Origin of the sequence: Cuneatibacter sp. NSJ-177 (assembly GCF_022867805.1) — a bacterium.
Classification (GTDB): domain Bacteria; phylum Bacillota; class Clostridia; order Lachnospirales; family Lachnospiraceae; genus Pseudolachnospira.
Genome location: NZ_JALIFO010000013.1, coordinates 35199 through 55622 on the forward strand (window position 1 = coordinate 35199; position 20424 = coordinate 55622).

General features: G+C 52.9%; 18 protein-coding genes. 4 read left to right on the top strand and 14 right to left on the bottom strand.

Going from position 1 to position 20424, the window contains the following annotated elements; all coding sequences use genetic code 11:
• The first annotated feature begins 170 nt into the window (after positions 1 to 170).
• Positions 171 to 1067: a LysR family transcriptional regulator gene (locus MUB23_RS16320; protein ID WP_244801816.1), complete on the top strand. Its 897-nt coding sequence runs from the start codon at positions 171 to 173 to the stop codon at positions 1065 to 1067.
• Between the two features lie 124 nt (positions 1068 to 1191).
• Here MUB23_RS16320 and MUB23_RS16325 read toward each other — a convergent pair whose 3' ends face one another.
• The 5 genes from MUB23_RS16325 to MUB23_RS16345 all read right to left on the bottom strand — a co-directional run bounded on the left by MUB23_RS16325 (position 1192) and on the right by MUB23_RS16345 (position 6461).
• A complete protein-coding gene (locus MUB23_RS16325) occupies positions 1192 to 1755 on the bottom strand; it encodes a DUF4190 domain-containing protein (protein ID WP_244801817.1) in 564 nt (187 codons plus the stop codon).
• 128 nt (positions 1756 to 1883) lie between these two features.
• On the bottom strand, positions 1884 to 2090 hold the full coding sequence (locus MUB23_RS16330; protein ID WP_244801818.1) for a hypothetical protein: 207 nt from the start codon (positions 2088 to 2090) through the stop codon (positions 1884 to 1886).
• A gap of 294 nt (positions 2091 to 2384) precedes the next feature.
• On the bottom strand, positions 2385 to 2558 hold the full coding sequence (locus MUB23_RS16335; RefSeq protein ID WP_244801819.1) for a DUF4177 domain-containing protein: 174 nt from the start codon (positions 2556 to 2558) through the stop codon (positions 2385 to 2387).
• Positions 2559 to 2820: 262 nt separating this feature from the next.
• Positions 2821 to 4707, bottom strand: coding sequence for an ABC transporter ATP-binding protein (locus MUB23_RS16340; protein WP_244801820.1), 1887 nt, complete (start codon positions 4705 to 4707; stop codon positions 2821 to 2823).
• A gap of 2 nt (positions 4708 to 4709) precedes the next feature.
• On the bottom strand, positions 4710 to 6461 hold the full coding sequence (locus tag MUB23_RS16345; RefSeq protein WP_244801821.1) for an ABC transporter ATP-binding protein: 1752 nt from the start codon (positions 6459 to 6461) through the stop codon (positions 4710 to 4712).
• 434 nt (positions 6462 to 6895) lie between these two features.
• Between MUB23_RS16345 and MUB23_RS16350 the strand changes: the two genes are divergently transcribed.
• Positions 6896 to 7792 (top strand): LysR family transcriptional regulator, encoded by an 897-nt coding sequence (locus MUB23_RS16350; RefSeq protein WP_244801822.1) that lies wholly within the window; start codon positions 6896 to 6898, stop codon positions 7790 to 7792.
• Between the two features lie 10 nt (positions 7793 to 7802).
• Here the strand turns inward: MUB23_RS16350 and MUB23_RS20055 are convergent, their stop codons facing one another.
• The 4 genes from MUB23_RS20055 to MUB23_RS16370 form a co-directional block, all read right to left on the bottom strand.
• Positions 7803 to 8015, bottom strand: a complete 213-nt coding sequence (locus tag MUB23_RS20055) for a DUF6144 family protein (protein ID WP_280515835.1) — start codon at positions 8013 to 8015, stop codon at positions 7803 to 7805.
• A gap of 143 nt (positions 8016 to 8158) precedes the next feature.
• Positions 8159 to 8488 (bottom strand): GyrI-like domain-containing protein, encoded by a 330-nt coding sequence (locus MUB23_RS20060; protein ID WP_334302806.1) that lies wholly within the window; start codon positions 8486 to 8488, stop codon positions 8159 to 8161.
• A 66-nt stretch (positions 8489 to 8554) separates the two neighbouring features.
• Complete coding sequence (locus tag MUB23_RS16365) at positions 8555 to 10369, bottom strand: ABC transporter ATP-binding protein (RefSeq protein WP_244801823.1); 1815 nt, start codon at positions 10367 to 10369, stop codon at positions 8555 to 8557.
• Positions 10370 to 10372: 3 nt separating this feature from the next.
• Positions 10373 to 12103, bottom strand: a complete 1731-nt coding sequence (locus MUB23_RS16370) for an ABC transporter ATP-binding protein (RefSeq protein WP_244801824.1) — start codon at positions 12101 to 12103, stop codon at positions 10373 to 10375.
• 188 nt (positions 12104 to 12291) lie between these two features.
• Here MUB23_RS16370 and MUB23_RS16375 point away from each other — a divergent pair, with 188 nt between their 5' ends.
• Positions 12292 to 13101 carry a MerR family transcriptional regulator gene (locus tag MUB23_RS16375; protein ID WP_244801825.1) on the top strand — a complete coding sequence of 270 codons (810 nt, stop codon included), beginning with the start codon at positions 12292 to 12294 and terminating at the stop codon, positions 13099 to 13101.
• Between the two features lie 56 nt (positions 13102 to 13157).
• On the opposite strand, the gene MUB23_RS16380 is transcribed toward MUB23_RS16375, so the two are convergent.
• Positions 13158 to 13646, bottom strand: coding sequence for a peptide deformylase (locus MUB23_RS16380; protein ID WP_244801826.1), 489 nt, complete (start codon positions 13644 to 13646; stop codon positions 13158 to 13160).
• A gap of 168 nt (positions 13647 to 13814) precedes the next feature.
• Between MUB23_RS16380 and MUB23_RS16385 the strand changes: the two genes are divergently transcribed.
• Positions 13815 to 14672 carry an AraC family transcriptional regulator gene (locus MUB23_RS16385; protein WP_244801827.1) on the top strand — a complete coding sequence of 286 codons (858 nt, stop codon included), beginning with the start codon at positions 13815 to 13817 and terminating at the stop codon, positions 14670 to 14672.
• A gap of 209 nt (positions 14673 to 14881) precedes the next feature.
• Here MUB23_RS16385 and MUB23_RS16390 read toward each other — a convergent pair whose 3' ends face one another.
• Genes MUB23_RS16390 through MUB23_RS16405 form a run of 4 tightly spaced genes read right to left on the bottom strand, consistent with a single transcriptional unit; the run spans position 14882 to position 20420 of the window.
• Complete coding sequence (locus MUB23_RS16390; RefSeq protein WP_244801828.1) at positions 14882 to 16651, bottom strand: CocE/NonD family hydrolase; 1770 nt, start codon at positions 16649 to 16651, stop codon at positions 14882 to 14884.
• A gap of 9 nt (positions 16652 to 16660) precedes the next feature.
• Positions 16661 to 18310, bottom strand: a complete 1650-nt coding sequence (locus MUB23_RS16395; protein ID WP_244801829.1) for an ABC transporter substrate-binding protein — start codon at positions 18308 to 18310, stop codon at positions 16661 to 16663.
• Positions 18311 to 18350: 40 nt separating this feature from the next.
• Positions 18351 to 19310 carry an ABC transporter ATP-binding protein gene (locus MUB23_RS16400; RefSeq protein ID WP_244801830.1) on the bottom strand — a complete coding sequence of 320 codons (960 nt, stop codon included), beginning with the start codon at positions 19308 to 19310 and terminating at the stop codon, positions 18351 to 18353.
• A gap of 3 nt (positions 19311 to 19313) precedes the next feature.
• Positions 19314 to 20420 carry an ABC transporter ATP-binding protein gene (locus tag MUB23_RS16405; RefSeq protein WP_244801831.1) on the bottom strand — a complete coding sequence of 369 codons (1107 nt, stop codon included), beginning with the start codon at positions 20418 to 20420 and terminating at the stop codon, positions 19314 to 19316.
• Positions 20421 to 20424 lie beyond the last annotated feature (4 nt).

Here is a 20424-nt window from a genome sequence, read left to right on the forward strand (position 1 = left end):
GCATCCGTTGAAAAATAAAAAATTGGGATTATTTATATTGGATAAAAAATTTTTATAAGCTGATTTTTTCTATTGCGTAATTTATAAAAGTCTGCCATACTATTAGAGATGCCTAACATATAACGGATAGAAAACGGATCCAATGTCGGATTGGGAAGAATGGAGTTTTTATGGAGCTAAGACAATTAGAATATATCGAAGCACTCTATCAGTTCAAAAATTTTACCAAGGCGGCCCAGCATCTCCATGTGACACAGCCAACGGTCACCACCGCGGTCAAAAACCTGGAAAAAGAGCTGGGAGTTTTGATTTTCGACCGGTCCGGCGGCAATCTGAGCCTGACTCCGGCCGGGGAAGAGATTCTTCACCGCTCCGAGGTTATTTTGGAGAACGTACAGAAAATCTACGACCGGGCCGCGGTCTCCGACGGTTACCAGCGCCAGGAGCTTTCTCTAGGAATTCCGCCGATTTCCTGCGCCAAAATGTACCCGATGGTGCTCCGGGATTTTGCAAAAGAGGAGCCCAACGTGGACCTGGCGATCCAAGATATCTGCAATCATGAAATCATCCAGCAGATTCAGCAGGGAGGAATTGAGGCCGGATTCCTGATCCGTCAGGACACGCTGCCGGAAGATATGGAATATCTGAATCTGGAAAGCGGCACGCTGCAGGTTCTGCTGTCCCAGAGCCATCCTCTCAGCAGGAAGGATTCCGTCACATTGGAGGACTTGGCCAATGAAGAAATCCTGATGTATGAAAAGGGCACTTCCTACACGGAATACCGGATCCGGGATGAATTTGCCAAAAAGGGAATCTCCATCAATTTCCGGCATTATTTCAAAAACTTTTCCACCATATACGATTTGGTTTCGCAGAACTACGGCATCTCTTTTCTCCTCGAAACCACCTCGCCGGTTCTCTCCAATATGACCGGGATCGTAACGCTCCCCTTCCGGGATCCCATGACCTACCAGATGGGCATGGTGTGGAGCAAAAGCCGTTTCCTCTCCCAATCCTGCCGGAAATTTCTGCATTTTATCTGCGAACAGTATCCAGGGCTGCATTAGTCCACGGAAAAAGGGCCGGATTCCATCGAATCCAGCCCTTTTTTCGTATAAGCACGTATCATCCGGCGACCGGTTAAACTCTCAAGCGCCTTTCCCATCCGCTTTTTTTATTCTGCGCTCCCGTTTATTTCCAGACGTACCCGTATTCCGCCCAATAGTCATCCATATAGGGGATCAGAGCGATGGAATAAATCAGCAGAGCAATCGAGATCACCAGAAATACAATGCTGATAATCATGGAAACCATGGCCATGGTCCTCTTATCCGACTTCAGCCCCAGCGCACCGCAGACGATCCCGGCAATGCACAGAGGAATTGAGAAAAAAGGAGCGCAGCAGGACACAGCGCCCAGAATGCAGAGCACCAAAGATGCAATCGCCAGACCGCCGCTTCTCAGAGGCGGCCGGTCCTCATAATACCCGTAAGAGTCTTGATCCGGCTTGGTAAAGCTGCTATATCCGTAGGTTGAATTTTTCTCTTCATAACCCGAATCATAGGGACGTCCCCCAGACGTGCTGGCCCCATCCGTCCGGGGCGTTTCTTCATAACCGGTTCCATAAGAATAACCGGAGACATAGGGATTTTCTTCCGAATTCTCCTCCGGCTTATATTCGCCCACCGGCATGCCGCATCGGTCACAGCTTTTCGCGTCATCCGGAAGCTTTTTTCCGCAATTCATACAATACATGGATTCTCTCCTATACCGGCGGCCGCCCTCCGGCAGCCCGCTATTCTGCCCGAAATCCAGGCGTTTAAAACTATTATAGAAGAATTTTCTCAAATTATCAATAGAAACTCCCCTGGAAGGAGGTTTTCTCACCAAAGTTTTTGAATTGCTTCCCAAATCGCCTGCCGAAGGGATGGATTCACCAATACCGTTAAGCCCAGAGATACGAGAATGGTTCCCGCCAGGGAAATCAAAAACCGGCCGCAGCCTGACAAAAAACGCAGAAAAACAGGGCTTTTCGCCTGTTCAGGCGCCTTCCCTTCCAATTTTTTCGTGACAACTTTCCAATCGGGCATAAATATTCCTTCCCCGTCAACAGTTTAAAACGGAAATAAAAAAGGATCATCAAAGAAGAACCATGGAATGAAACGAACAGAAAAATTCCAATGACAAATAGAAAAACAGACAGCAATTGATTTTAAAGATAAATAAGGAAGAAAATCACCTATGTGCTCAGATCATAACATAACCCAGCAAAAACTACAAGATCCTTCTATAAAGCCGGAACCAAAAAACCGGCGTTTTTCTCCGGCAGATCCAAGAACCGATCGTCAAATGGGAATAACGGCAGCTTGATATTTGAAATGAAATCACAATTCCCTTTTAAAAAAGAACATTCCGTCCTCTCTCTGAATGAGTTCCCAGCCCTCAGCGCCGAAACGATTCAGTTCCTGTTCAAACTCTTTGGCTGCCGCCTCCATGTTTTTGACGGTCATAGCCGTCTTTGTCGCCATAAGAACCACTTTATACTCATACTTTTTCATGGAATCCTCCTCTCCGGGGAGACCGAAATACCATACCGGGATCCCCGATCTTTTTCCCGCAGTATAAGCATACTTGAAATATCGCCGTAAATCAAGATGCAGTTTGATCTTCCGAAGAAACAATCCTCCCCCATACACGCAAAGATCGGAAGAAGAAAACCGCCTCAGTTTCTTCCCCCGATCTCCCTTGGGCCATGCCTTTTTTGTTTTCCCCTCACTCAATCCGGATCCCGTGGCAGGAAGCTGAGATCCAGCCAGGCGGTTAAGCCGTTTTCTTGGCAAAATTCCCTGTGTAAAGCTGATAATACCGCCCCTTTTGCCCGATCAGCTCATCGTGGGTCCCTCTTTCAATGATCCTTCCCTGCTCCAGTACCATGATGCAGTCGGCATTTCGGACCGTGGATAGGCGATGGGCGATCACGAAGGTGGTCCGGCCTTTCATCAAAGCATCCATGCCGGCCTGCACCAGCGCTTCGGTGCGGGTGTCAATGGAGGAGGTCGCCTCGTCCAGGATTAAAACCGGCGGGTCGGCCGCCGCCGCCCTGGCGATGGCTAAAAGCTGCCGCTGCCCCTGGCTCAGGCTGGCACCGTCCCCGCTCAGCACCGTCTGGTATCCGTCCGGCAGGCGCTCGATGAAGCTGTCTGCATTGGCCAGCCTTGCGGCAGCCACACACTCCTCATCTGTGGCGTCCAGGCGTCCGTAGCGGATATTGTCTAAGACGGTGCCGGTAAACAAATGAGTATCCTGCAGGACAATTCCCAGGGTCCGGCGCAGCGCCGGTTTCTGAATCTTTGAGATGTTCACCCCGTCATAACGGATGGTTCCTTTCTGAATGTCGTAAAACCGGTTGATCAGATTGGTGATCGTGGTTTTCCCTGCCCCGGTGGAGCCCACAAAGGCGATCTTCTGACCCGGTTTCGCGTACAGATTGATGTCCTTTAAAATGGTTTTATCCGCATTATATCCGAAATCCACTCCCTGAAAAACCACGTCCCCCATAAGCTTGGAATAGGTTACGCCCCCGCCGGCATGGGGTTTCCGCCAAGCCCAAAGGCCGGTTCGGTGATCCGCCTCGGCCAACGTACCATCCGGCATCACTTGCGCGTCCACGAAATCCACGCTGCCGTCATCCTTTTCCGGCTCCTGGTCCATCAGCTCAAACGCACGGGCCGCGCCTGCCGACGCCATGACAATCGAATTCATCTGCTGGCTGACCTGGGCAATGGGCTGAGTAAAGTTTTTGCTGAGTCCTACAAAAGCGATGACCGTCCCGACCGTGACGCCAAAGTTCCCGTTTAAAGCCAGCAGGGCTCCGATCGCTGCACAGAGCACATAATTGATATTTCCAATGTTGGCATTGACCGGCATCATCAGATTGGCATAGCGGTTGGCCCTGTCGGCGCTGTCCCTGAGCGCATTGTTCAGTGCCCGAAATTCCTCCTTTGCCTGTTCCTCATGGCAAAACACCTTGATGACCTTCTGTCCGTCCAGCATCTCCTCAATGAATCCGTCCACCGCTCCAAGATCCCCTTGCTGCCTGCCGAAGTACGTGCCCGACAGACCGGAAAGCTTTTTGGTCACCAGGAGCATGATAAAGGACATGGCCAGTGTGAGAATCGTTAGCGGCAGGCTCAAAGAGAGCATCGAAAAAAAGGTAGCCGCCAGTGTCACCGCTCCGTTGATGATTTGAGGTACACTTTGGCTTAAAAACTGCCGTAAAGTATCAATATCGTTGGTGTAAACCGACATGATATCCCCGTGGGCATGGGTATCGAAATAGCGGATCGGCAGCGCTTCCATCCTGGCAAAAAGGTCATTTCTTAAATGTTTCATGGTCCCCTGGCTGACGTTGACCATCAGGCGGTTGTAACCGAAGGCAGCCAGCACGCCGATTCCATAGCAGGCGGCCACCCGTCCTAAAGCGGCAGCCAGCGGTCCAAACTCAGCGGACCCGGACGAAAGCATCGGCAGGATATAGTCGTCCACCAACGATTGGATGAATAACATTCCCTGCAGTGTTGCGGCTGCAGTCAGGATGATGCAGGCCACAACGGCGGCAAACGCCCATTTATAATATTTCAGCATATATCGGATCAGACGGCCGAGAACCCGGTCGGACTTCCGGCCCGCTTCTTTCATTTCTCTCATATTTACGCAGTCTCCTTTCCAGGCTGGTCAAAGTCCCCGCCGCCTTTGCTCTGGGATTCATAGATTTCCCGGTATACGGCGTTACTTTCCAATAAATTCTTGTGGGTGTCAAAACCACTGACCCGTCCGTCCTCCAGAACCAGGATCCGGTCCGCCTCCTGGACGCTGGAGACTCGCTGGCTGATAATCAGTTTGGTGGTGCCGGGAATGGTCTCAGAGAACGCCTGGCGGATCCGGGCGTCCGTGGCGGTGTCCACAGCGCTGGTAGAATCATCCAGGATCAATACCTTCGGCTGTTTCAGCAAAGCCCTGGCGATACAAAGCCTCTGCTTCTGGCCGCCCGACACATTGGTTCCGCCCCGTTCGATATACGTATCGTATTTTTCCGGCAGCTGCTCGATGAACTCATCCGCACATGCAGCCCGGCAGGCCTCCTCACATTCCTTTCTGGTTGCCTTCTCATTGCCCCAGCGCAGATTCTCCAGGATCGTGCCGGAAAAAAGCACATTTTTTTGCAAAACAACGGAGACTTGATTCCGGAGAGCCTCCATATCGTACTCCCGCACATCCCTGCCTCCGACGCAGACCGACCCGCTCTCCACATCGTACAGCCGGCTGATCAGGTTGACCAGACTGCTCTTTCCGGCTCCGGTGCCGCCGATGATGCCGATGGTCTCGCCGGAGCGGATATGAAGGTCAATATCCGCCAGCGCTTTCTTTCCGCTGTTCCTGCGGTAGGAAAAATTTACCTGGTTGAAATCGATGCTGCCGTCGGGGACTTCAGTGACAGGGCTTTCCGGGTTCTGCAGGTCCGGCTTTTCGGTCAGGACCTGGGAGACGCGGCGGACACTGGCGGAACTCATGGTGATCATCACGAAAACCATAGAGAGCATCATCAGCGACATCATAATAGAAAGAATATAGCTGAACAAAGAGGTCAACTCCCCGGTGCTCATGGTTCCGATCACAATATAGTGGGCGCCGAGCCAGGCCACGGCAAGAATACAGCCATAGACCACCAGCATCATGGCAGGATTGTTGAAGGCCAGGAGCCCTTCCGCCTTGACAAACATCCGGTAAAGCTGATCCGCCGCCTTCCCGAATTTTTTGTTCTCGTATTCTTCCCGAACATAGGCTTTCACTACACGGATTGCCGAGACATTCTCCTGTACGCTGGCGTTCAGACCGTCATACGTTTTAAATGCTTCATCGAAAATTTTCATGGTTTTCTTCATAATGATTCCCAGCACCGCAGCCAGGAACAAAATGGCTCCCGCAAAAATCAGACTAAGCCTGACGTTGATCCAAAAACACATCGCCATACTGCAAATCAAAGTCAGCGGCGCGCGCACAGCAATCCGGATCACCATTTGAAAAGCATTTTGAATATTGGTGACATCCGTGGTCATCCGCGTTACCAGGCCTGCGGTGCTGAACCGATCGATGTTGGAAAAAGAAAAGGTCTGAATCCGGTTATAGATACTCTCCCGCAGGTTGCAGGCAAGGCCGGAGGAAGCGGCCGCCGCATATTTTCCGGCCATAGCGCCGAACAGCAGGCTGAAAAATGCCATCACGATCATCAGGGCGCCGTACTGGTATACTTTGGAAAGGTTCCCGGCCTGCAGGCCTTCATCGATGATCCTCGCCGTGATGAACGGCAGTAAAACTTCCATCACGACCTCCAGGCCGGAACAGACCGGGGCCAGAATCGAATCTTTTTTATATTGCTTGATCTCAGCTAAAATGGTACGCATCTCTGCTTTCTTCCTTTCTTTTTATGATCTTCCTCCGGATGCTCACGAATATAGATCAAAATATGGCCCTGGGCAGTGGTCAGACCCAGTTTTGTCATGGATTCGTCCAAGCTCGATACCTCGCTTCCAAACAATTCTGCGCCAAACAATATCCATGCTTTTATTTATAACGGATTTTTGCTTGAAAGGGAAATTCAAATATGTTATTATCAATAAACAATTTTTATTGATAATGATCGATTTATTTTCTATGTTCCAGCGGACGGGCCGTCTTTTTTATTATCGACCGGCTGAAATTTTGGCAAAGGATGCCCTATAGGGATATGGGATAAAAAATTTTGAAGAAATGCAAATATGCTAGAATAGCAGCTGGAATTCGGATCTTTGATCCGGAAACTCAGGATATCCCGAAAAACTCATGAAAGGAATCAGATATGAATACCATACAGTTAGAATGTTTTTTAGCGGTCGTAGACTCTCTCAATTTCACCAAAGCGGCCGAAGCCGTACAGCTGACACAGCCGGCGATCAGCCACCAGATTCAAACCCTGGAAAACGAGCTGGGAACGCCGCTGTTCCTGAGAACAAGCAAACGCGTTGAACTGACAAAAGCTGGCATGCAGTTCATCAGTGATGCCAGCCAGATTTTAAGAATTGCCTCCTCCGCCAAAGCCCGGCTCAGTGATTACGAAGGAAAAGATATGCTCTTCCTGGAGATCGGCTGCCACAGCCAATATGAGCTGGCCTTTCTTCCTCCGGTTCTGCGCCGGCTGATCCAGGAATTTCCCACTCTCCATCCCTCGTTCCGGCTGCTCCCCTTCCGCTCCCTGGACAATCTCCTGGAAAATGACAGCATTCAGGCCATGTTTGACTTTAAAACCATTCGAAAGCCGATTGGAACCTATCAGGAGCTATACAAATGCCCTCTCGTCTGCGTGTGCACTGCGGATCATCCACTGGCCGGGCGGACTTCGCTGACAGAATCGGAACTGGCCGGAAATTTCATTGCCAGCGACCCCAGCAAAGGGCCGGAAGCGCTCCTTCCGATTCAAAGCCGGATCGTGCTAAGCCGCCCCGCCTCCCAGGTTTACTTTGCAGATGGATACGAAAGCGTGGTTGCCCTAATCCGCAGCGGAATCGGTTTTACGGTATTTCCCGATCTTCCCGCTTCCCGTGAAGCCGGACTCTGCTACATCCCGATCCCAAGTCTCGGATGGATTTCCTTCGGGATCTATTACAAATCCCTGAAAGGAAAACCTGTTCTGAAACGCTTCTTTCAGATTTTGGTTGAAAACTTCCGCTCATTCCCATCCAACGGTGATTCCATATGATGAACGCCTTTTATCGCCAACTAGGATTATGAAGAATGATTTTCATCAGACAGATCGGATCACCCAGTTTTATACTTTTCAGTAACTCTACATCTGCTTGACAGGCAAATGCCCTTTCGAAGAGTACCTTACTGTAGCCAGCAGTACATTGGCACCATGTATTTGACTCTAATTTGTCCACTTCCGCAAGCATAGGACAGGGACAAAAATTGATATCAAACATGGTCTCCTCCCTATTCTCGATCTAAGATTCTGTAGTCGGTTTCATAAATGGAACAAAAGACGACCTCCCTTCTCTGCAAAGTGTTTTGATGCACTTCTAATTATAGAGAGGTAGCCGTCTTCTTGACTTCTGAATTCTTGCTCTTAAGAAATAGGGATACATAAATCCATAATAACACGGCGATGATCGCGGTCAATATGGCGATAAAGATTCATTCCATACCGTTGCGTCATTTTGTAACCACTTTGAGGCAACCAAACACGAAATACCCCTTGTAATGTTTCAAATATATCTTGAATCTTTCCGTCAAACAGATACACGATCCATTTACCGCCACTGATCCGCATTATAGGATTCCAAATGCAATCCGGCTCCACCGTCATGCAGATATCACAAATACATTGTACTGGATTTGTAATTGACGGATCATGGAAGAAACGTTCCACAAAAATCGCCCATGCTCTGCATAACACTGGTAAACAGTAGGGATGCCATAAAGCGAACAGGATTCCGCTTTACGGCACCCCTTAAAAATTCCGTCAAGCCGCCTCAAACTGGCTGCGGTAGAGCGCGGCGTAAAAGCCGTTCTGTCTTAAAAGTTCCTCATGGCTGCCCCGCTCCACGATGTCGCCGTCCCGCACCACAAGGATCAGGCCGGCGTTCCGGATTGTGGACAGACGGTGGGCTATCACGAAACTGGTCTTTCCGTGCATGAGACGGGCCATGGCTTTTTGAATTTCCATCTCTGTGCGGGTGTCCACGCTGGAGGTGGCCTCGTCCAGAACCAGGATAGCCGGGTCGGTGAGCATAGCCCGCGCGATCGTCAAAAGCTGCATCTGGCCCTGGGAGATACCGGCGGCCTCGCCGGATAGTATTGTGTCATACCCCTGCGGGAGAGTACGAATAAAATGATCACAGCAGGCGGCCTTGGCAGCCGCCACGATCTCCTCCCGCGTGGCGTCCCGTTTTCCATAGGCAATGTTTTCCGCGATGGTGCCCTCAAAAAGCCAGGTGTCCTGGAGCACCATGCCGATGCGCCTGCGCATCTCCTGCCGGGGCATTTTGGCGATGTCCTGTCCGTCAATGGAGATGGCGCCGCCGTTTAGCTCATAGAAGCGCATCAACAGGTTAACCAGCGTGGTTTTTCCTCCCCCGGTGGGACCGACGATCGCCACCATCTCGTTGGGACGCACCTCCAGATTCAAATTTTGGATCAGCTCCCGCTCAGGCGTATAGCCGAACCGCACGTTCCGGAAAGTTACATGACCCTCAGTGATGGAACTGGCCGCGCCTTCCTCGCCGGGACTCTCCTCTTCCTCATCCAGCAGGGCAAACACCCGCTCCGCGCCCGCGACGGCTGCCTGGAGGGATGTGACGACGTAGGCTGCTCCGGTTACTGGCTCGGAGATCTGGTTTACATACTGTAAAAACGCCTGCACCGTTCCCAGGGTGATGACGCCGCCCAGGGCCATGCGGCCGCCCAGGACCGCGGTAACGATAAAACCCAGCTGCCCCAGCGCACGGATCGTGGGATAGATGGCGAAATCGACAAACTGGGCGTTTCGCTGCGCCCGGTATTGCCGCTGGTTCAGCTCCTCCGCTGCCGAGAGCATCTCCCGCTGCTGATTGAATATCTTTACCACCCGGTTCCCCGCATATACTTCCTCGATCTTTCCGGTCAGCGCGCCCATGGACGCCAGATTTTCCCCGTAGGCCCGCTGGGCCAGCGCAGAGACATAACCGGTAGCCGCCGTGCTGATGGTCAGGGAGACGAGGACCACGAGAAAAAGAGCGGGACTTAAGATCAGCATGGTAATTACCGCAAACAGGATCGTAAAGACCGAGGAGACGAGCTGGGGCAGCCCTTCCTGCATGACAGCGGAAACCTTCTCCAAATCATTGGTCACCCGGCTCATGACTTCGCCTGTCTGATGGGCGTCAAAATAGCGCAGAGGTAGACGGTTTAATTTGGCGCTGATGTCGTTCCGGAAGGAAAGGGTCAGCTCCTCTCCAACGCTGGCAATTATATACTGCTGAACGTAAGACATAAGACCACTGACCAAAGAGGCGGCCGTGATGAAAAGAACAGGCAGAAAAAGCGCCTGCACCGCCGTCGGAATAATCCCCGCCGAACCGTCGTAGGACCGGACGGCAGCCACCAGAGAGTCGATGCCCCTGCCGACCGCAAGGGGTAGCACAGTAAAGGCCGCGGAGCTGAGCAAGGTGGCGGTGACCGCCACAATCAACCTCCTCTTCTGCCGGGCCAGCCGATTCAAAAGCCGCTTAACGGTCGCCCCGGTGTTCTGGGGAATGTCTTCATTGGAAATGTCTTTCTTATTCTTATTTCGATCCATTGATTATGCCTCCTTTCGCTGCATCTGGCTATCCGCAATGTCCCGGTAGACGGGGCAGCGCTCCAACAGCTCTTGGTGCGTTCCCGCGCCCACCAGCCGGCCTTTGTCCAATACCAGGATCTGATCGGCGTCCAGGATGGTGCTGACCCGCTGGGCAATGATCAGCTTGGCGGGTTCCGTCACGCTCTCATGTAGCGCCCTGCGGAGCGCAGTATCCGTCCTTACATCCAGCGCCGAGAAGCTGTCGTCAAATATAAAGATATCAGCCTTCTTTACCAGAGCCCTGGCAATCGAGAGGCGCTGACGCTGTCCGCCGGAAAAGTTGGTTCCGCCCTGGGCCACAGGAGCATTGAGACCGGAGGGGAGCTGTTTCACAAAGTCCTCGGCCTGCGCGATTCGCAGCGCTTCCCACAGTTCCTCGTCGGCAGCATCTTTCCGCCCCATGCGCAGATTCTCTGCAATTGTGCCGCTGAACAAAAATGCCTTTTGAGGTACACAGCCGATTCTCTCCCTCAGATCCTGCTGGGAAAGGATGCGCACATCCACGCCTTTTAGCCGGATACGCCCCGTCTGAGTGTCGTGAAGGCGAAGCAGCAGGTCGGCCAACGTGCTTTTTCCCGAACCGGTGCTTCCGATTACGGCAGTGGTCTGTCCCGGTGCCATGGAAAAGGACAGGTCGCGGATTACCGGCTCCTCAGCGCCTTGGTAGGCGAATGTCACATGATCAAACTCGATTGCCGCGGCTGTCTCGGACGCTTCTTCTGTCGGAAATCCCTTCGCATCGGAGACGGCCGGTTCGGTGTCCAGCATCTCCCGGAGACGCTCCAGGCAGGCGCCGGCCTTGGGCAGCGTGGTCATCACCGAAGCCGCCATAATAAGGTAGGCCATGGTCAAAGTGGAGTATTCCGTCACGGCGGTAATCTGGCCCACCGCCATGGAGCCGCCTAGGACCAGGCCTCCGCCGACACCGAGGATCACCGCCATCAGGGCTCCCATCAGCAGCCACACCACTGGGTTGACCACGGCAAAAAGCCGGTTGAGGCGGATCATATTGCCGGCATAATCCGCAAAGGCCGCGCCCGACCGCTCTTCCTCATACGTCTCGTTGCCGAACGCCCGAATGACACGCACGCCGGTGACAGCCTCTCTTACCACCTGATTGATGCGGTCGAGCCGCGTCTGGATACTGCGGGATAGGGCATTGGACTTTTTTAAAATTACGGCGGCTATTCCGAGCAGCACTGCCATAAAGACCAGCTGGATGACAGACATGACAGGGCTGACCATCGTGGTCATTGCGATGGAGACCGCCACAATGATGGGTGCGGGCACCACCAGTTGGAACACCATGCCCATTGTTCGCTGGAGATTGGTGATATCTGAAGTGGCGCGGGTGATCATGGAAGAAATGCCCACCTCGTCGAACTGCTGAATCGAAAGTTCCTGGCTTTTATTCAGGAGCAGGGAACGCATCTCCCTCCCAAAGAGGGCGCTCAGGTCGCTGGTGACCCAGCTGCCCCATGCCGAAATGCCTGCCGCCAGGATGGTGACAGCCAGCATCTGCCCCCCGGTCCGAAGAATGACAGCCATGTCCCCGTGGAGGATACCCAAATCCACAATGTTAGCGACCAGAGCAGGGATCAGCAGCGTGCCGGCCACCTGGCCCAACAGCAAAAACACGGCTAGAGCGACCTTGCCCTTATGCTGCACCAAAAATCGTTTTAAGTAAAACATGAGGACCTCCTTTGTCAATCCTTGCTTTTTTTATGACAAAGGGTATAATAGACCTTGGAGTCGTTCCAATGTCAAGGAAGAAATTCTGAACTTTTTTTAAATGAAAAATGAAGATTATGATTGAGGGACGAGGGCACATGTCTTGCTCCCTTCCTTTCAAGAAGCGCTGAAACTTATATGAGGTAATCATGAGTGAGAAAAAACAACTTTCCATCCTGGAATTTTCCCGGCTGACGGGAATAAAACGGGACAGTCTGCGGTTCTATGACCAGATCGGCCTTTTGAAGCCAGAGATACGGGGGGCCAATGATTATCGCTATTATACGCGCCGCCAGCTAAGCTCCGCCTACCTGATCGGTAGCCTGCGTCTGTTGGGAGTGGGATTAAAGGATATCAAAGAATACTCCGAGGATCGTACACCGGAAAAAATGCTCGGTCTGTTTGAGGAACAGGAGGCGAGGATCCAGGCGGAAATGGCAAGGCTGCGGGAGACCAGCGAAATTATGAATCAATATGCCGAGATGGCGCAGGAAGCCCTGAACCATAAAGAAAACGAATTTGAGCTTCGGCTGAAAGAGCGGAAAAGAGAACGTATCTTCCTTTGCCCGCCGGTTTCGCCGTCCATGAATGCCGACGAGGGGGAAATTTTTGCCTATGAATACGCCAACAGCCATGGGATCAACCTGGGTCATCCGCTCGGCGTAATGATTACCCGCGAAAATCTCTTTTCCGGGGAGAAGAATCCGGAATACCAATATTATCTCAGAACAGGAAAAAAGGGGAACGCTTGGAAACCGGACGGACTGTACGCAGTGGCCTATGGGAGAAACGGCGGCCAGGAGGCGGATGTCTTTTATCTGCGGCTGTTGGATTACATCCGGGCACAGGACCTGGAACCCATCGGGGGAGCCTATTTCGAGTTCCTGTTGGATGAGATTGCGGTACAAAATCCCGAAGAATATTTTGGCCGTATTGAAATCCCGGTGAAACGCAGGTAGAAAGCCGAATAGGATTTCTCTTCTTCCAGGCCTGTGTTTCAGAAAAACCAGCCAAATCACCGCTGGTTTTCCCGCAGAAAGAAAGACTTCGGGTCAATGGCCCGCATGGTCGCCAGGATCCCGTCCAGGTGGTCGTACTCGTGCTGCAAAAGCTCGGACAAATCCCCCTCAAGCTCCCTCGCACACTCCCGCCATTCTCTGTCCCGATAGGAGATCCGGCAGCGTTTCCATCGCTTTACCTTGACCAAAAGTCCGGGAAACGACATACAGTCATCCATTACTTCCATCTGTTCTGAGTCCGGGAATGTGAGCCGCGGGTTGATCATCAGAACGGGTTCCCCCACATTCATATACAAAACCCGTTTCTTCACCCCGATCTGAGGAGCGGCAATGGCCCGCCCTGCATGGTAAATCCGCCGGAATTCCATCATTGTATCATGGAGATCCGTCTCAAGGCGGCAAATTTCAGGCACCTCCTCCTCTCTCACTTCCTCGCTCGTTTCATAAAGCTGCGGATTTCCCAGCAGCAAAATCGGCTGAATCATGTTGAAGCCTCCCTTTCCGGTGTTTTACGCCTCCACCCCTGGTAATGAAACCGTTGATTTAGTATACCACACAGGAAAAATCTAGGCAACAGACAAAGAAAAGCAGAAAAAGTCAGGCGGAGCTCCGCTTAAATGTGTAAGATAGGATTACAGACAGGAGGTGTTCACATGGAGTGGACGGAGTGCATTCGGAACGCAATCCGCTATATGGAAGACAATATCACAGAAGAGCTCACCATCGAAAATATCGCCAGGCAGGCAATGATATCGCCGTTTTATTTTCAAAAAGGATTTGCCATGCTTTGCGGGATCACGGTTGGGGAGTATATCAAAAAGCGGAGGCTTGCGCTTGCCGGCAGCGAGATTGTTTCGACCGACCGTAAAATTATTGATATTGCCCTCCAATACGGATACGATTCCCCCGAAAGTTTCACCAGAGCTTTCACCCGTTTCCATGGCGCCACACCGACCTCTGTGCGGAAAGGCGAGGCAATGATCAAATCCTTTGCTTCGCTGAAAATCAAACTCACATTAGAAGGAGGTTATACGATGGATTATAAAATCGTAAAAAAGGGACCGTTTTCACTGATCGGGGTTTCGAAGGTATTTTCCTATGAAGGTGCGGAGACGGAAATCCCGAAGTTTTGGGCAGAGTATGTTCAGGCAGGAAAAGATGAGCTTGTCTGCAGCGTGTACGGCGTGTCTATCGATGAAAACATGGACGGCAGCCGGTTTGAATATATGATTGGCGACCAATATGATCCCACGAAGGAAATGGAGGGGGAGTTTGTCACCAAAGTGATACCAGAACACACCTGGGCCGTATTCGCCTGCCGGGGCACCGGATCCCGCTCGATTCCGGATACGAACAAAAAGATTTTTTCCGAGTGGCTGCCCAACTGCAGAGACTATGAGATCGCAGCAGGTTATCATATCGAAATGTACAGCGATCCCGCAGACTTTGAAAAAGGGGTGGAGGATGAAAATTATTACAGTGAAATCTGGATTCCGGTCCGGCCGAAATAAGCGAGGGATGTTTTAGAAACACAGGCAAGGACATCGTCGAAGCCATATCTATGGTTTGTCCTCAGGCACCAGGGCAAGATAACTGCGGGCTTGGTTTTGCAACTCTGGGCCCTTCCTTAAAAAAGATAGCCGGCGGGAGGCCAACATCCCATCGGCTGTCTTTTTCATATTTGATTTCATTTCCTGCTTGCCGGATTCTTTCCGAACCCTCAAGCCTCTCCGACTTCCGTCACCGGAAGCACCAAGACGCTCTGATACCGTTCGTCATGATAGATACACTGAACGCTCTTCCGGGAGGTCTCAGCCATTCCGATGGGGCTGCTCATTCCCGGATTCACGTCATGGCGGGGGAAGCTGCTGTTTGCTACTTCCAGGCGGAACCGATGGCCGGGCGCAAAATACCAGGCCGTATTTCCTACAAAAATCTCGTACTCAACGATCTCGCCCGGTACGATCGGTTCCTCCCAGATCTCTTTGTTTCTCCTCACTGCCTGGGGCGTAACAGTATTCCGGTAACGGGCCCGGACCGCCCCTTCCGTGACATTGATCGGGCGGCCGTCCGGAAAGACGTCGAGAAGCCTGCACATGAAATCCACATCCTCCGCCGTTGTGGAAGCGAACAGCCGGACCTGAACCGGCCCCGCCACAATTAAGCCTTCCTCCAACGTCTCCGAGGTATAGACCAGCACATCCTCCCGTTCCTCGATCTTCGTGTAATCCAAAAGCTCAGGGGAATCTTCCAAACGCCTCAGCCTCGGATCCACTGGCTTCGCCGGCGCCGGATCCTCCGGATCATGAAGGCAGGCGTCACAGTTTCCCACGCCGGCCGCTGACGCCAGACATCCGTTTCCGAAAAGAGTGTTGGCGTGCCCCCGGCTGTCCAGATAGAAAAGAACCTCCCGGCAGTCCGGCGGCCAACAGGGCGCGCTCCTCCACTCGTTTTTCTGCATCACAAAATAATGAACCGGCTTTTCCCAAAATGCTTCCTGATTCGTCCCTTTCATGTAATGATCCATCCAGCGGATCAGCCGTTTTCCCAGCTGCTGGCCGGATCCGCTGTTTTCCTCGCCAAAATCAAATGCTCCGATTCGATGGTCCATCTGGGATCCATGGTTCCATGGGCCGATCAGCAGATACTGATTCTCTCTCATGAATGCACTGCCTCCAAACTCTCTGGCAGCTTGGTAACTTTCAATGGTGGAGTCCTTTAAAAAATCGCACCACCCGGTTAAGTGAAACATGGGCAGATCCCATTTAGAAAAATCAATCGGCCGCCCGATCGACTGCCAATAGGCATAATTTCCAATGTTGCAGGCCGTGTCCACATACTCGTGAACCAGCGGGAAATTTCTGATATTGGCGGCAGGTGTTTGAGCCAGCGGGCGAAACCGGAGTTGTTCCGGCAGGCGCTCTTTGTACTGGTCCAAATCCTTCTGGATTCGTTCCCGTTCTTCGGGCAGCAGCTTCATATTTTCCAGCTGACGCTTTGACTGAGCGTAGACCCAGTTCAGCTTGTTGACCAACGTTGCGGTCCCGCCGTAATTTATATTAAACGGCGCCCAGGACTGGCACTCCCAGGGGGCGATCGCAACCAGGTGGGGCGGCCCCTGGGATGCCGCGGCCAATTGGGCAAACCCGTGGTTCGACAGGCCGATCATCGCCACCTTTTGGTTGCTCCACGGCTGCGTGGCCACCCACTCTACGGTATCGTACCCATCCTGATATTCATTGTTTCCGGTGGCGGTCAGCAGTCCGTCGGACGTCCCGGTGCCCCGCTGGTCCTGGAGAAGCACGCAGTATCCCGCTTCCACAAAAGGTTCCGGCCGCAGCACAGAAGACGCTGCCCCTTCCTTATTCTTATCATAGGGAAGACGGCAGAGAATCGTCGGATACGTCCCGCTCGGATCCGGGCAGAACAGGTTTCCGGTAAGGATCACCCCGTCCCGCATGACAATCGGCATCTCTTTATAAACTCGCATAATCGTTCCTTACTGCTGGTGAAAGTCCTGCGTGTAAGTCCACTCGCCCGGAAACAGCCAGCCGCCGCAGCCTACCTGCACCGTATTGGCATCGATCCCTTTTGCCAGCACATAGGGTGTAATCATGGTGCAGATCGCGTAATACGGGATGATGGTCTCATAGTATTCGATCAGCGCGTCGAACTGATCCTGGGTCATGGCGCCGGTCGCATAGGGAGCGATCAGGGATTGAAGCTTTTCATCCACGATCCCCACGCGGGTGCCGTTGCTGTTGTCCAGGTTCAGGAAATTGTTGAACACGTTGGTTGCATAGTTGTCCGTGCGGGCCTCCGCGATATACATATCGTATTTCCCATACTCCATGTAGATGGAATTATAGGTGGAGCTGTCGTACGGATCGATGGTAAGAGTGATCCCGATTTCCGCAAGGCCCTGCTGGATAATCGTCGCAGCCATCAACATCTGGGAGTCATCCTTGATCGCCAGAGTAAGTTCCAGTCCGGAATCTTTGCCCGCCTGGGCCAGCAGCTCCTTGGCCTTTAAAAGGTCGGCCGCATAGTAAAGACCGCCGTCTTGATACGCATCGTTCCAATCCAGCCACATCGGGCCGCCGAACGTGTAGCAGGCTTCCGCCAATCCTTCGTAGGCGGTCAGCGCAATAGCCTGAGTGTCAATGGCATAGGCAATCGCCTGGCGGACCAGGACGTCGCTGCAGGGGGACTTGTCGGTGCAGTTAAAGCCCAAAAGCTTAATCGAATTATCCTGCACTTCCACAATCTGGGCTGCCTCGTTTTCTTTCAGACGGGCATAGTCGCTGGCAGAGACGTCGTAGAGCACATCGATCTCCCCGGTTTCAAAGTTGATGCCGCGCTGGGAGGGTTCGGACACGACCATGAAAACCATAGTGTTTACATTCTGCTCCCCGTTTCCGGCATTCCAGTAGTCTTTCGCCGCCTCCAGGGTGTAGCTCGTTCCGTTTACATACTCAGAAAGCACATAGGGGCCGGTGCCCACCGGCTGAGTGATCATCCCTTCGCCGTCTGCGCCCGCCGCCTCATAGGCCGCCTGGGTTACCATGTTGGTGCGGAGCATCAAGGTATTGATGATGCCCGGAGTGGAGTCAAAGAATTTCAGTGTCACCGTATAATCGTCCACGGCGGTCAGGGAGTTTAGATCCGCGTGGGCCCAATAGGTTACGGCGTCGGGGTTAACGGCCGCCTGGGTTTCAAAAGAAAATATCACGTCTTTGGCGGTAAAAGGATTTCCCGCGCTGTCACGGACATTTTTCTTTAAATGAATCGTATAGGTCAAAGACGCCTCATCGTACTCAATGGACTCGGCGATCACGCCTTTCCAGTCCTTCCTCTCAACGCCATAGCCGTACTGGCGGAACAGGGGCTGATAAATGTTGGCGTTTGCCAGCCGGTAGGAATTGGTCGTGGCAGAGACATACGGGTGGAACGAGCTGACGCCGGAACTGATCTCCAGCGTGATCTTATCTGCGGTTCCGCTGCCGCCCGCCCCCCCGCTCTGGGACTCCTGGGCGCTCTGCCCCCCTCCCGCCGCCGGATCCGCCGCTGTGGAGCCGGATCCGCAGGATGCAAGGGAAGCAGCCATACACAGGGATAAAAGTACTGCCGTCACTCTTCTTAGCTTCATATGATTTCCTCCTTAAAAATAAGTTCAAGATTGGCCCGGCTTATAAGCTTTCCGCCCCGGCTCCGGTCACCACGTTGCAGGCTACAAAATGCCCTGGGGATATCTCGACCTTTTTCTGGCCGTGTTCACACTGTTTGCAGGCGTAAGGGCAGCGGGCCGCAAAACGGCAGCCGGGCTTTGGGTTAATCGGGGAGGAAACCTCCCCTTTCAGCAGAACCCGTTCCCTCTTGACATGGATATCCGGGACCAAAATCGCAGAAAGCAGCGCTTTGGTGTAAGGGTGCACCGGGTTTTGAAACAGTTCCTTGGACGGGCTCATCTCTACCATCTGCCCCATATACATCACACAGATATCATTGGAAATATACCGGACCACGGAGAGGTCGTGGGTGATGAAGAGGTAAGTCAGCTTCTTGCTTTCCTGCAAATCCTGCAGCAGATTCAGAATCTGGGCCTGAATCGACACGTCCAGGGCGGAGACCGGTTCGTCACAGACAATGAATTTGGGCTCCAGCGCCAGAGAGCGGGCGATTCCCACCCGCTGGCGGCGTCCGCCGTCCAGTTCATGGGGATAAGAATTTCGGAGGCGCTCCGTCAGCCCGACGGTCTCCATCAGGCTGTTTACCCGCTCTTCCATCTCCCCCTTGGCGTACCGGTTCGTCAGCTTCAGTGGGTCCGTCACCGCCTCGCTGACAGTCATCCGGGGATTCAGGGAAGAAAACGGATCCTGAAAAATGATCTGCATATCCTCCCGCAGCTTTTTCAGCCTAGCCCGGTCCACGGAGGTTACATCCTCCCCGCCAAAGAAGATTTTTCCGCCGGTCGGCTCGGTCAAATGAAGGATCGTGCGGCCTAGGGTGGATTTCCCGCAGCCGGATTCTCCGACTACCCCCAAGGTTTTCCCCTGCTCCAGGCAAAAAGAAATCCCGTCTACCGCGTGAAGCTTTCCTCTCGGCGTGTCAAAATATTTTTTTAAATCCTGTACTTCTAGCATCGGCATCTCTCACTCCACCTCCCTTGCCGCCCGGCTCCTCTTTATAAAATCCGTAGCGCTGCCCTGGGGCCTGTTCTCCGCCGCCGCAATATCAATACCCTTATCCTTCTTCCCTGTCATATCTGTCTTGATATCCGCCGCCAATTTCTTGATACACCGGACAAAATGCCCTGGCTCCGCCTCCCGCAGCAAGACGGGCGCTTCCCTGCACACCTCCGAGGCATAAGGGCAGCGCGGCGCAAATTTACAGCCTTTCGGCAAGTCCGCAGGGTTCGGGGGCAGCCCTTTGATGGGCTTCAGCCTGGTCTCGTCCCCAGTCAGGCTTGGAATCGAGTGGAACAGCCCCTCCGTGTACGGATGAAGGCCATGGTCAAAGAGATGTACCTTATCGCCCATCTCCACAATCTCGCCGGCATAGACCACCGCCACCCGGTCGCAGACCTCCGCCACAATCCCCAGGTCGTGGGTAATCATGATCACCGAGGTGCCCAGCTCCTTTTTCAACCGGTTCATCATATGTAAGACCTGGGCCTGGATCGTCACGTCCAGCGCCGTTGTCGGCTCATCCGCCAGCAGCAGCGCCGGGTTACAGCTAAGTGCCATGGCAATCACTACCCGTTGTTTCATCCCTCCGGAAAACTGGTGCGGGTATTCCCCGTAGCGCTCCGCCGGGATTCCGACCATCTCCAGCATTTCACAGACCTTCGTGTAGGCTTCCTTCTTCGACATCTTCCGGTGAAGCCGGAGCGCCTCCAAGATCTGCTCCCCGACCGTGAATACCGGATTCAACGCCGTCATCGGATCCTGAAAGATCATGGAAATCTGACTGCCGCGGATCTTCCTCATCTGATGCTCGGACAGGCTCAAAAGCTCCTGCCCCTTGAATGTAATCGTTCCACTCTTAATCTTGGCAGGCGGATCCGGCAGAATCCGGAGGATCGATTTTACGATCGTGGTCTTCCCTGCGCCGGTCTCCCCCACCAGTCCAATGGTCTCTCCTTTGCTCAGCGTAAAGCTGACTTTGTTTACCGCCTTTATCACTTCCCCGCCGGCCGTATACTGGACGGTAAGGTCTTCCACCTTCAAAAAAGGCTCCATTCTTTCTGTCTCTTCCATCGCT